7 protein-coding genes are annotated in these 14,011 nt (G+C 49.1%); 2 read left to right on the forward strand and 5 right to left on the reverse strand.

The window, feature by feature from the left end; all coding sequences use genetic code 11:
• Positions 1-156: 156 nt before the first annotated feature.
• A complete protein-coding gene (locus tag A8990_RS10185) occupies positions 157-834 on the forward strand; it encodes a GntR family transcriptional regulator (protein ID WP_116188916.1) in 678 nt (225 codons plus the stop codon).
• Between the two features lie 81 nt (positions 835-915).
• Here the strand turns inward: A8990_RS10185 and A8990_RS10190 are convergent, their stop codons facing one another.
• A complete protein-coding gene (locus tag A8990_RS10190; RefSeq protein ID WP_116188917.1) occupies positions 916-1,137 on the reverse strand; it encodes a hypothetical protein in 222 nt (73 codons plus the stop codon).
• Between the two features lie 312 nt (positions 1,138-1,449).
• On the opposite strand from A8990_RS10190, the gene A8990_RS10195 reads away from it, so the two are divergent.
• Positions 1,450-3,342, forward strand: a complete 1,893-nt coding sequence (locus A8990_RS10195; protein WP_116188918.1) for a serine hydrolase domain-containing protein — start codon at positions 1,450-1,452, stop codon at positions 3,340-3,342.
• Between the two features lie 437 nt (positions 3,343-3,779).
• Here A8990_RS10195 and A8990_RS10200 read toward each other — a convergent pair whose 3' ends face one another.
• The 4 genes from A8990_RS10200 to A8990_RS10215 all read right to left on the reverse strand — a co-directional run bounded on the left by A8990_RS10200 (position 3,780) and on the right by A8990_RS10215 (position 13,909).
• Complete coding sequence (locus A8990_RS10200; protein ID WP_116188919.1) at positions 3,780-6,260, reverse strand: carbohydrate-binding protein; 2,481 nt, start codon at positions 6,258-6,260, stop codon at positions 3,780-3,782.
• Positions 6,261-6,383: 123 nt separating this feature from the next.
• The gene (locus A8990_RS10205; RefSeq protein WP_116188920.1) at positions 6,384-8,027 is read right to left on the reverse strand and encodes an apiosidase-like domain-containing protein; all 1,644 of its coding nucleotides are present in this window, start codon (positions 8,025-8,027) and stop codon (positions 6,384-6,386) included.
• A gap of 91 nt (positions 8,028-8,118) precedes the next feature.
• On the reverse strand, positions 8,119-10,923 hold the full coding sequence (locus A8990_RS10210; protein ID WP_181909500.1) for a sugar-binding protein: 2,805 nt from the start codon (positions 10,921-10,923) through the stop codon (positions 8,119-8,121).
• Between the two features lie 274 nt (positions 10,924-11,197).
• Positions 11,198-13,909: a sugar-binding protein gene (locus tag A8990_RS10215; RefSeq protein ID WP_116188922.1), complete on the reverse strand. Its 2,712-nt coding sequence runs from the start codon at positions 13,907-13,909 to the stop codon at positions 11,198-11,200.
• Between the last annotated feature and the right edge of the window lie 102 nt (positions 13,910-14,011).

Raw genomic sequence — 14,011 nt, forward strand, 5'->3', positions numbered from 1 at the left:
TAGTTAACCAGTTTTCATATTAATTCCAGCCTATCTTTTTGTCAATATATTGATGGCGCTACAAGAGCTTATGGAAACTTGCAACGGGAGCATAAATTGTTTAAGCTTAACGTAACCAATTAACTAGTGATTCGAGAAAGAAAGTCGGTGTCCGCCATGACGGCTAAAGTAGTTGACCTGATAACAATCGACCAACAATCCCCGCTCCCTATCAACATTCAAATCAAGGAACAAATCAAATTTCTTATTGCCAATGAAGTATTGTCCGCAGGTGACGATCTTCCGTCGACAAATTTGCTAGCCGATAATCTTCAGATTAATAGAAACACCATTCAGTGGGTTTACTCACAATTGAAAGAGGAAGGCCTGTTGCTCATCCAGAAAGGCCGGGGCACACGAATTGCGGATGTGGCCAAGATCGAAGATTTTAAACGAAATCACCCTTACTACCCATTCGTTCAAGAAATGATGACTCGTTCCAGCGAGTCGAGTTACAATCCGGAAAACTTGCTGCTGGCCGGATTTGCTTATCTGCAGCTTTACGGAAAATCCGTCAAGATACATCCCACTTATTTGTTCATCGAATGTAAGGTACAGTCATGCTACTTCTACTTAGATGAAGTTATCAAACATACGTCTGCTGAAATCCTAACCATAGATATCGATGCCCCCGAAGATCAGCTCAGCGCTTCGGTCCGACGTGCCGATGTCATCGTTACGACGACAGAACGCAGTGATCGTGTAAGAAACCTCCTTGGAACAGCAGGTAAAACGATTATTACAGTCGGAGACCCTAATGATGTATCCTTGCTTCTTAGGCTCATTCAGCCGTAATTCCTAATAACGCGAAAAACTGCGAACAAAATAAAAACGGAACTGCATTCATATGCAGTTCCGTTTTTATTTTTCCCCCCGTTATTTATTTCTTTTGATAATGATTTCGCCAACTGGCTGATTCAATTTAGTAAGATCCTTCTTTAGTTGATCCGTATCCAGATTCAAATCCACTTTCCCATGCATCTGCTTACCTGAACCGTTCCCTGTGCCAGTGGATTGAACCGTGCAGCCACTAGCTACCATAACGACGATCGCTAGTCCCAGGCTAGTTACCCCTATATTTCTTCTTACTCTTAACATCTATAATATCCTCGCTTTCTACATTTAAAACTCAATTTCTATAGTTCAGTTAACTTAATGACTAGTTATTATATCAATCGATTACTCATAATACAGCGAAAACTCAGTTATGTCAAACAATTCGTCGATTGAATCTTCTCTTGAATAAATAATTCTAGATGCACTTGAACGACAAAGTTACATATCTAACTATGAAGGAAACTAGACCTTAGTCTAGCTCCTCACAAGACCAGAGTCTATTTGCAACCTCTAACAAGTACTGATATATTTTACTGGTTAACTAGTAAGCTAATCATTGAGGAGGAGAAATTCATGTTTACAAAAAAAATCTTTGCGCACGTGGCTGCCGCGCTTATCGCGATGCTCACACTATTAACCTCGAGTCCGAGCATTTCGTCGGCAAGTGCTCAAGCGCTTGATCTTAACGAGGAGGGGCAGTTAAAAAAGTACGTTGATGACTTTTTCAAGAAGGAGATGGAAACTTATCACATTCCTGGCGCGGCGATCACTTTTGTGAAGGATGGGAAAGCACTATTCTCGGAAGGCTATGGTTATGCGGATCTTGAATCGAAGACAAAGGTAGACCCGAAGGATACTGTCTTCCGTATCGGCTCCGTTACCAAGACCTTTACCGCGACCGCAATTATGCAGCTCTACGAGCAAGGCAAAGTAGATCTAAACGCGGATATCAATCAATATCTAAAGGGATTCCAGATTAATGGAAAGAACGGTAAACCCGTTACAATTTACAACTTACTGACTCATACAGCAGGTTTTGATGAATACTATGAGGATCTTGCCGCCAAGCCCGAACCATTGCAGACTTTTCTGGCATCCCATAAACCCGCGATGATCAACGAGCCCGGCTTTGAATCGATTTACAGCAACTACGGGTTTACGCTGCTTGGTTATATCATTGAGACAGCATCAGGCGAACCTTACGATCAATATATACAGAAGCATATTCTAAATCCGTTGGACATGAAATCTGCTTCATTGCATAAGAGGGAGAATGATCATGTTGCAAGCAGTTACGCTTTTGATTCTACAAAGAAACATTATGTAAAACAGCCTTATGTCACCACAGATAATTATGCGCCTGCGGGAAATCTAAGCATGAAGATTCCGGACATGGCCCCTTATATGATGGCCCAGTTGCAATCCGGTACCTATACGAACAAGCTTCTAAATAACTCGACGAGCGATCTGATGCAAGACAAGCATTTCAGCAAGGATCCTCAATTATCTGCCTTCGGATATGGACTCTGGGAGGACATCCCGCGGCAGCATCGGGCTGTCATGCACGGCGGAACCGTTGATGGCTTTCGGACTTGGATGTACTTAATACCTGACGAGAAGCTTGGATTTGCAATTTTCACGAACGGTACGAATGGTCATGCCTTTAACCAAGCTTTCATCAATGATTTCAATAAAACATTTTATCCGATGGCTCCCATTTCCAATTCGGCCAAAATCACTTTGTCTGCGGAGGCATTGAAGCCTTATACCGGGAAGTTTATATCTGAACGATATTTCCATCATGGCGTGGGCAAACTCGCGGCAAAGCTTTCGCCATCGATTCCTTTGCTCATTGAAAAAAACGGACCGAGCGAACTTAAAGTTACAAACGGATCGCATATCCAATACTTTGTTGCTGAGAATGATCATATGTTCGTTGAAAAGGATGGTACAGACCGATTATTTTACTACAACGCACCCAATGGCGATATGCATCTTGCTCTTAGTTCTTATCCGATGAACTCTTATGAGAAGCAATCGCTGGCGAATTCGCCAATCGTGGCGATTGTTCCGGGCTTAGCTATGGTTCTTATCCTTATTATTAGTTTCATTGTTCTCCTTATTCGCACCCTGATTACGCTAGCTAAAAAAGACAGGACTTTCCAAACGAAATCAATTCGACGAACAACTTTACTGGCCAACGTCATTTATCTCGTTACGCTGCCGCTTGCATTTACGAGATTGCTGGATCTATTCGGTCCTGCTCCAATGCCATGGAAGATCGCTTTCTATACCGCAATTCTCGCTTTTATTTTATTTATAAATGCAGCACTCATGTGGGCAAACTTATTCAAGAATGAGGTTATCAACGGTTGGGTAAAAACCGGATATGCATTGACAACGATTGCCGGTCTTCTCTTCACTCCATATATGGTGTATTGGAATATAGTTGGTACATTGTTTTAGCTGATACATGATAAAGTCCCGAGGAATAACTCCTCGGGACTTTATCATTGCCATCTACGAATATATAACATAAATCTAGACATTCCGTAGATTTCCATATCAATATATGAGACAAACTGTGACCCATGAGTCATAGTACCTCACAACCTTGTAATCCTTACATCCTGCCAAAAACATATCGTCTCTCCTTGCTAGGTCGCCTTCGCCAAGAGTGCCTCGCTTGAAGTAATTTAACGAGCAAGCCTAAAAAAAAGAGCTTCCCGAATCGAAATTCGGAAAGCTCTACTCACGAATAGACGAATGCGGTCATCAATCCAGGAGCAGCTTACCATGGAATCTTAATGCCGGACTTTCGGCTGTAGGACGGTAAGAAAATGAGTTGAATCGAGAACGCCATCAGCAGCTGCACCGGCCAAAGTCGGTTAAGCAAACGACCTTTAAAATCCCGTATTCCCATTCAACACTGGTACGACGAGCGAATTCGCGTTCGTGTAGTTGGCAAGCGCGTTTCCGGAGGCAACATTGAAGTTGAATTGCGTTCGGCCTCCGCTGTCTCCGTACGAGGTATTGTCGATGTGAATGCCCTCTGTTTCGCCGTTTGATATCGTATTCAGCTCAATGCGGACATTCTGCATCGGGTTCACATCGAGCCAGAAATGGAGGCTCGCATGATTGTGACCGGTATGCCCGGCTTTGTTAATCGTGTTTCGCTGGAACTTCAGCCCGCTGATCGTATATGAAGGCTTCGTCGGTTCCACTGGCTCCGTCGTAACAATCATGCCGGCATTATACGTACTGTCAATATAGTTGTCTTGATAGATCAGATTGCTGCCTCCGACGTCGGACATGCCGCGTCCCCAGTAGCTTGCGATAATGCTATTGAAACGAGCGATGTTGTTCTGCGCGACAGTAGGGAAGTTCGTCAGATTCACCTGTGCTACGCCGTCGTCGCCAATGCCGCGCATGAAGTTGTTTTGCGCCACATTGCCTGAATTGCCGCCATCGCCCCAGTGAATGCCGTCAAAATACGTATTATACAGCCTTACGTTCTGAATCGTCGAGTTGCTCCAATCCGTCCAGCCTTCCAGGCATCCCATATGCTCCGCCCATAAATTTTGCAGCACATTGTTCGCGCCGGCTCCCGCGTTTGTCAGTACCGCGATGCCATAATGCTGATCCCGCTGCGTATCGACGCTGCTAATGCGAAGATCGGAGATCGTCGTGTTATTGTTCAAGGTAAAGCCGACTTCTCCGCCCCAGATGTTGTTCGTCACCGTGCTATGCAGGTGGGAGTACCAGATCCCTGCACCTTTCACGCTGACACCTGAAGGAACGGTAATTTTGTCGCTTTGGTTGTAGATGCCAGGCGGGAACCATACGTTCTTTCCTTGCGAAGCAGCGGCATTTACCGCATTTTGAATCGCTGTCGTATCGTCCGCAACGCCGTTGCCGGCCGCATTATAAGGCGCCGATTTCACGGAAATATAATTCGCAGGCATCGTAAGGGGCGCTGCCGCCGTCTCCAGGTCCATCAGGTCGATGCCGTACCAAGCAAGGCTGTTGCCGGAATCCTTCTGCAATTTAATCGTATCCCCGGCATTAATATCGATTGCAAAATCTTTATCGTCAAAGCTACGCACGAACGAATTGCCCGGCGCCGTATCGTAGTTAAACGTCGAGATAAGAGACAGGTCTTGGCGCTTCACCCCGTTTACATAGAGCGCAAGCGTGCCGGTCGTATTCTGCGGAATGCTATAGCGCAGGACCAGCCGATTCGCGTCTCTCACATTCGACCACTGCACATACTCGCCAGTGGCATCGAGGTGGACGTAACTTTTTCCGGAGGAAGCTTCCTTCTTCATGGCGGTATCATTGTTCATTGACGCGCCGCCGCCAAGCGTACCGCTCTCCGCTTCATAAGTCTTGAAAGGCATCGTAGCGCCTCTCGCATTGTTGTTTGTCAGCCGGAGCCAGTTGATATTCGCGATGCCGGCGCCTGTAACGCCTTTCACGTATAGATTATGGACGCCTGTCGCAGATCCTGTCATTGCCCAGGTTTGAGTCTCGAACGTGTTCCAGCTGTCCGTGTTCGCCACGAGAAATGTACTGATGACCGGTCCAGTCAGGCTGTCCAGCCTTACCTCGAATTTGCCGCCCGTAGCGGTCGCGGCAACGCGGGCTTCCAGCGTCTTATAGCCGCCGCTCAAATTCACATTATTGAAGACGAGGTAATCATTCGCATCAAAGCTGCCCACCTGCTGTCCGCCGCCTGTATCCGTTGTCGTCGAGGTTGTTACGCCGAACATGGAATCGTAGCTTTCAGCCTCGAGCTTAATTGCGGTTGTCATCGTGATAACCGGCGCCCAATTCGTCTCGTCGAAGTTCATGTTGCCGTTGGCGCCAATAGAGAAGTAAATGGCATCGCCCGCTTCCACATAAATGTCGGAAACGCCGGTTGGCGTCACATTGGCTGCCGAAGTGACCGTAGCGCTCCAAAGCTGAGTCGTATTTTTGAATATTTTCGCGATGACGCCGTTGCTGTTTGGGTCGACCTTGTTCACAATGCCTGTAATTGAGATATTGCCGGCTTGCGGCGCCACCCATTTCTTCACGGCGTCATAGGTCGACTCTGGATGGAAGAACGAATCTCTCACATAAGGATAGCCGGAGGCTTCCTTCCACTTCGCAGGAGCAGCAGGATCGTATGTGCTGAGATAGGAATAGGTGCTGCCGGTCTTCTTCATGTTAAACCAGCTGCCAATTCCTTGCGTATCGCCGAAGGATGAGAGTGAACTGAAATTTACCGTTTCCGGAATCGGGGCTGCCTCGGATTTTCCTGACATCGTGAACAAGCCGCTAGCGACAAGAGTCACTGCCATGGCACCATAGATGCCTTGCTTAAGCCTTTTTATGAACATCGATGCATGTCTCCTTTGTCCTGTTTTCTTCCCTAGTAAACGTTACTTAACTATGAAAGCCAGTCAATTACTGCTTGGACGCATCGCCTCCTTCAAGAACGGACGAGTTGTATGCCCTTTTGCTTATCTCGTCACTGCTGAAATTTGCAAAACCATGTCATTCCTATGGTCAGGGCAAGAGATAGTCAGGATTTCTCCGTTGCTAGCCAGTTCTCTCCGCTCACCGTATACTCCACTTTTCGGATGAAACCAAATCGCTCCATAGCTGCCGGACGCCAGCTTTATGCGAATTTCCTGTCCCACCGGAGAATAAACGATATAAAGTCCGCCTGGGTCGGCTAAGCAATAACAGCCAGGATTGTCTATAAGTGAGTTGTCCGGCGTCGTGCGCCACCATTCGCAGTTTTCGAAGAACGTCACGATCGGGGCATAGTGGTTCAGCAGCGTCATAGAGTCGTCCCCTCGGCCATTGACCCAGCCGCCAAGTCCGCTGCCTGCATATTCACCGCTTGTTTGGTAACAGCCGGCCATATAGATTTCCCAGGCTTTACGTCGTAAAGTGTCGGCACTCCTGGCAGGTGCCTCTTTGCCTCCGAATGACGGGTAATGATCCTCGTAACCATACTCCTCGTTCACTTGGGGAATGATGCGTCCCGTCTCAATCTGCAAGTTGCGATTGTTGATCATGTAGTCGTAGCCGCCGAACTCGTCCCAGCGCTGATACATGGCAAAGTCCGCCCATCCGGACGTCCGGAATTCAAAGGTTTCATGTCCATGGCAGGAAATCAAATGGCGGTACGGGTCGCAGCTGCGCAGGAAATAGCCCATCCGCTCTACCCACTCATGCGGCCGGATAAGACGGTACTCGTTCGTGAGATCCCAGGTGATGTTGGAATAAGCCGACAACCGGGCCGCTGCATACCGGAAGTAGCGCTGCTCATCCTGGCCGCCCATTCGCTCTTTTCCGAAAGGATCGCAGCCTGGCCGGAACGCATCGCCATACATAATGATCGAAATTATCATACTGCGATCACGCGCATATGCAAGTGTCCGTTCAATCTTCTGCCAGTATCCGACATCGAAGCGGGTTTCGTCCCACCCGGGATTCGCGTGATTATCAGGACGTTCTGCGATCCACGGTCCGTAAAGAAACGTGAAATCGTCCGATTCATAGACCGGTTCCGAGTAAAGCATCGCATTCTTCCACCTGCAGGAGTTAATCAGCACGCGGAGACGATTGACTTTGCTGATGTGAAACCGATCGATCGTTCTATTAATCTCTTCATCTCGACGAATACCAAGCAGGTGGTAGGTTGTCATTGCATTATAGAAGAAATGCTCGCCGGTCCCCTCCCATTGAAAATGGAAAGGATGCTCAGGATCTACCCGGAGAGGCCCCCGGCGTCCGGCGTCTCGGACTTCGAACTTCTCTTCGTGCGACCAAACCTTTCCCTGATATTTCAACACGATCGTACCTATGTAGCTTCCCGCGCTGCGAGGCATGAACCGAATCCGGAATACGCTTCCGTCCGGAGAGTCGCAGAACCCGTCGACCGGGATCAGATAATCACTGTTCGAACCTTTCCCTATTTGGTTATCGGGCAAGTCGTACGTCCAAGTAAAAGGTGCCTTATCTTCGCCGAACAAACCGAAGACCTCTACTTCAGTAAAAGGGTTGTGAAACGTCGGATCTACGATATCGATTGTCACCTCATAGAAATCAAAGCATTCGACTACGACATCGTTCGGTTGAAATGTAACACGCATACTAGTCTCTCCTCTCCAAATATTGCACGGTTATAAAATCACCCGCTCGCCACGAATCGCAGCAAGCGGGTGAAGACAAGAATTTCATCTTCTAGAATCCGGTATTCGCATTGCCGCCTGTTCCTAGATGAATGCTTCCCTTCTGGAAGTCGGTAACAGGCGAGGAATTGGTTACTGTATTGCGATTGAAATAAAGGTCTAGAATCGTACCGGCGCCGAGTGACCGGATCCCTCCGTTTACGGCATTCTTGATGATATTATCATTAAAGGTAATTTCATCGATCGACCCTTGTGATGCATAGATCATGACGTTCGCGTGGGGGACGCCGAGACCGCAATGATCAATCGTATTTCGGTTAACCGTCACATTATCCGTATCCAAAATATTATATTCTTGCTCGGTAGCGATATAGATTCCGGCGGCATCGGTATTCGAGATCGAGTTGTCGCTGATTTCCACATTCGTTCCGCCAACGACGGTGATACCGCGGCCCCAGTAATTATAGCCGACATCGTTGTTTAATATTTTGATATTGTAGGATCTGGCGCCATCAGGAACATAGCTGACGACAGCTATCGTATCGTCGCCGTTTCCGCGCACATAATTGTTCTGAACCGTTATATCGTGACTTACTTGCGTCATGTGTATGGCATCTGCCTGTGTATTTTCGATTTTGTTATTCGTAATCGTGCCGTTCGCGCTTCGCGTCAGAATGCCTGCCGTGCTTGCCTGATAGATATATACGTTGTCTATTTTGAAGTTAGTTGCGCTATATACGGTTATGCTGTTCTTGAGGTCGCTGCCATCCCGGGCGCTCATTGTGTTGTAAACATGCTTAAGATTGCTAAGCGTAACCAGATTGCCGCGGATATCGATAGAACCTCTGTCGGGATTCGTAGCCGTCAATATGGCGCAATCCTTGCCCGCTCCGGTCATGCTGACGCCGTTCAGGCTAATCAGATCGCTGTGCCTAAAGTTGCCGGAAGGCACAAATACGGATTTGCCTTGCGATGCTGCCGCGGCAATCGCGTTGTTAATCGCGGTTTGATCATCCAGCGTATCGGCCCCGTTGGCACCGTAAGCCGTGATGGATAGCGAATTCGCTGGCTGGGTGAGACAACCCGATCCTTGCGAAGTACCAACCGTTTCCGAGGATAGAGTCAATTGACCGAATGCGGAAGTATCCGCAGAGTTGTTCAGGGTACCATTCCACATCAGCTGCCCGTCGCGCGTTCCGGCATTGTCGTCGTCATTGTTGCCGACATCGAACCCGATCTGCAGATTGGCTGTCGGAGTGATGCCTAAATTGCTCCATGGAATGGCGTATTCGACGCTGTAACCACCGGTAATCGCAGACCAGCCATGCAGAACGCCCATCGTACTGCCGATAGCCGATAAGGTGCTGTCGTTATAGCCCTTTACGAACTGCCTGTCGGACGAGTCGTACGTTGCCCCGTGGTTATTGTTCGCGTCGATGTAGAGTTCCACCGAGTCGTCGTCCCATATGTTCGTCGAATCATTGTACAAGTTTCCATCAAGTGCCTTAACGCCGACATACAGGTATGTCGCATCCCACAGCGCGCCAAAGGTTACGGCATTATTAGTCGTTCCCAGCACATTTTTGGTTACGCTTTGGGTAACGACGGACCATACTGAATCCGTCAATGCGCCGTCGATAGTTAGGCCTTGCAGCGTATTCTTGGCCGAGTACGCTCCTGGTCCCGGCGATGAACCGATCGTCGAAGAAGAAAGGGTCAAATGGCCGAATGCCGAAGTATCCGCAGAGTTGTTCAGGTTACCGTTCCACATCAGCTGTCCGTCGCGCGTTCCAGCGTTGTCGTCGTCATTGTTGCCGATATCAAACCCGATCTGCATATTGGCGCTCGGAGTGACGCCTAGATTGCTCCATGGAATGGCGTATTCGACGCTGTAGCCGCCGGTAATTGCAGACCAGCCATGCAGAACGCCCGTCGTACTGCCAATAGCAGCTAAGGCGTTGTCGTTATAGCCCTTTACGAACTGCCTGTCTGACGAGTCGTACGTTGTCCCGTGGTTGTTGTTTGCGTCGATGTAAAGTTCAACCGAGTCGTCATCCCATATGTTCGTCGAATCATTGTATAAGTTTCCATCAAGCACCTTAACGCCGACGTACAGGTATGTGGCATCCCACAGCGCGCCAAAGGTTACGATATTATTCGTCGTCCCGAGCACATTTTTGGTTACGCTTTGCGTTACGACGGACCACATCGGTTCCGTCAATGCGCCTTCGATCGTAAGCGGCTGTAGCGTCTTCATAGCCGAGTAATCGCCTGGCGCTGCTCCTGCAGTATAATCAATGCTAGGGTTCCAGGCCGTTTCGTCAAAACTCATCGTGCCGTTCTTATTAACGATAAAGTAGATGGCATCTCCGGCAGCTACGGATATCCCGCTTACTCCCGTCGGATTCACATCCGTCGTCGTTGTGACGGTCGCACTCCACAGCTGCGTGCCGTTCTTCTTTATTGTAGCTACAACGCCATCACCGCCTGTACCGCCTAGTCTTACACCGCCGGTAATGTCGATTGTTCCGTTGCCAGGAGCAACCCATTTTCTTACAGCATCATAAGTCGAATCAGGATGCTGGAAGTCAGACCGAACGTATGGATACCCTGATGACTCCTTCCACTTTGCGGGTGATGCAGCGTCGTAAGTTGTCATGTTTGTATAGGTTGTGCCTGATAATTTCTGGTAATACCATTGGTTCTGCCCCTGCGTTCCGCTAAATCCTGCAGATGCCGAATAGGTTGTAGCAGCATAAACTTTTGCATTCCCGCTGAAAAATCCAAAAACGAGGCTGAACATCATTGTGAAAATGAGCAAAAAAGACGTGGTTTTATACGTTGGCGATTTCAACATAGAAATACCTCCCATATGTCATTCACCTTCGGCATCCGCCGAGTCATTCCGGCAAGGCTTTCCGTACAACCAACCTAACTGTGTTTCCCTCCTATGAATGAGAAATGCAACCTGCGATAGAACTCCCCCCTTTCAAACCAAGCATCAATTGCGCTTGCCCTTTCTTGTGCATGGATGCGCTTTCACCATTGAGAAGAGGCGGATGCTTAGATCTTTATCGATCGTCTATGCTCCGCCTCTTCTGAATCAGCATCTTGCCTCAATGCTTAGGAGATCAATGTTTCTTGGATATCGTTATGGCCTTCCCAGCTTGATCCCAACCTACTGCATAGCCGAGGTTTTCGGCGATGAATCGTAACGGAATCGTTACGGTACCGCCTGAGACTTCAGCCGGAACTGCGAGAGCTATTTTCTTACCGTTCACCTGTGCTGTCGCTGCTCTCAGTTTAAGCACGATTTTCGAAGCGCCCTTGCCAATCGTGATTGTTCCCGAGCGTGTGTCATAAGCGTAGGTTCCGCCGAGCGCTTTGATCAAGGCGTCTGCCTGGACAGCAACGCGTCCATGTACTGCAACCGGCTCCGCAGTGAACTTGATCGCATTCCCTTCAACCGTGACGGTTAGCGGCTTGCCGCCGGATTGCGCGGGAGCTTCGAGCACGACCTCGTTATATACTTTCGTATCCGCCCAATAAGGAAGGTTCTTATCGATCCAGCTGACATAGTTATCGCGTTTCCCGTCTCCATCCGCATCATCGTTGGCGCTTGCATTAAATCCGATCGTACCGCCGGCTTTGGGGTTTAACGCCGTGTATGGAACCGCAAACTCGACGATATAGCTTCCGCTTCCCTGCGTGACGGCACTCTTGATTGCGGAGAGGTCCCAACCTTCCTCGGTGGTGGAGATCGCGTTCTTCAAATCCACTCTCAGTTGATAGTCGCCTGCCGCTCTTGCGCCATGCTTCGCGTTCAACTCATCTACCCATACTTCGACCGAGTCGTTGTTCTCGTTCGTCCCTGCCGCGTTCGGCGTAGCATCCTTCATCTCGAACAAGTAGTACAATGCGTTCTCGTCCCATGCGATTCTGGCCGTTCCGGTCGTTCCTTTATCCGTTTGATCCATTTGAAGTACCGATGCATTCTTCCACAGACCGTCGATCTTCCCGTCGATGACAGGCTTTCCATACACGGCTTTCGGGAGCGAGACCGGCTTCTGATCGATAAGCTGGACTTGATTGTATACCTTCGTGTCCGCCCAGTAAGGGAGATTCTTATCGATCCAGCTCACGTACGTATCTCGTTTGCCGTCTCCGTTCGCATCGTCGTTGGCGCTAGCGTTAAATCCGATCGAATCGCCCGGCTTAGGGCTTAACGCCCGGTATGGAACCGCAAACTCGACCATGTAGCCTCCATCGCTCTTCGTCACGGCGCTCTTAATTGCGGTGAGGTCCCAACCCTCTTCCGTCGAAGAAAGCGCATTCTTCAGATCGGCTCTCAGCTGATAGTCGCCTGTTCCTCTTGCACCATGCTTCGCGTTTAACTCGTCTACCCATACTTCGACCGAGTCGTTGTTCTCGTTCTCCGCCGCCGCGTTCGGCGTGCTGTCCTTCATGTCGAATAGATAATACAAATTGCGGTCGTCCCATGCGATTCTGGCTGTACCGGTCGTCCCGTAGTCGTCCGTATTCAGCTGGAGGGCTGTTGAATTATCCCATAGCGCATCCGCTTTTCCATCGATTACAGGCGTTCCTTTGACGGCAACATAATCGCTGGAATTTCCATTCTCGCTCGCGCCAGGCGCCTCATTCTTCAGGTCGCTGGTTACTTTGGCTGCCGTAGAGAGATTATAGAAGGCTCCGCTCTTAGAGCCCGTTACGACGTTATTCGCAAAGGTGATCTCGCCTTTCACGGTTTTTAAGATATAAATGCCGTAAGCTGCAGCATTCTCTACCGTATTCCCCTTGAATGTCGCGAAGATTTGGTCGCTGCCGATGAGAAGAATGCCGCTGTCTTTCGAGCCGCTTACTTTGTTGTTCTCGAAGATCGCATTCTGAATACCCGGGTCCTTGTACGTGGCTTGCAGGCGGATCCCGCCCTTCTCTGCAACCGAACCGTTTAAGCTCGTGTTGGAGATCGTATTGTTCTTCACCGAGAGATTCGTTACGGCATAGGTCTGCCAGTTGCCTTCGGAAGCGATGAATATGCCTGCGCCGCCGGTTCTATCGATCTTGTTGTTCTCGATCGTCACGTTCTCGCCGCCGGAAACCGTAATTCCGCGGGCATGGCCGCCTGAAACCTCATTATTGCGAATCGTAATGTTCTTGCACCAATCCCCGAACTTCTCATAGGAGACGACTGCGATATGGTCATCGCCATTATCCCGGACCTCATTGCGTTCGACCAAAATATCATTCGAACGCCCCGTCATGTGAATACCGTCGGCTAGCGTATTCTTCACGATGTTGCCGCTAATGACGCCGTGGCTTCCCAAGTTGAATATCCCCGCGGAGGAGCCACCGTCAATTTCAATATCTTTTATCGAATAGTTGGTCGAAGTTTCGGCAGCGATGACTCTTGCGGAAATGTCGGTAGTCAATCTCGTCGCCGCAGGCACCGTCGTCAGCTTAACGCGGCTCAGATCAGAGCCGTTACCGCTTAGCACAACGGCTTGGCGCTCCAAATTCGTGCTCTTCAATATCGATGTCGGTCCTGTTCCGGACAGATCGACGCCATTCAGCGTTATCGAGTCGCTGAATAGAAAGGTACCTTCCGGAACGTATACGGATTTGCCCGTTGCCGCCGCTTCGGAGAGGGCTTTGTTTATGGCAGCCAAATCATCGGTACCATCATTAGGCGTCGCGCCAAATTCCGTGATGGAAATTGCATTTGTGGGCGTGATTCCGGTATTCGCTTCCGCCGCATAAGTGACGGCGGGCATGCTGAGCAGCGCCGTCGACAGCAACGTGCTCAGCGTTCTTCTCATTCTCATCTTCAATTCCTCCTATGGAGATGGTTAAGTGCTCTCAACTATTGTAATTGCATTCGAAAGGCGGAGGATTCGAATATATTAACCTCTCGGTATGAATATCTT

Origin of the sequence: Paenibacillus taihuensis, from assembly GCF_003386535.1 — a bacterium.
In the GTDB taxonomy this organism is placed as follows: domain Bacteria; phylum Bacillota; class Bacilli; order Paenibacillales; family Paenibacillaceae; genus Paenibacillus_Z; species Paenibacillus_Z taihuensis.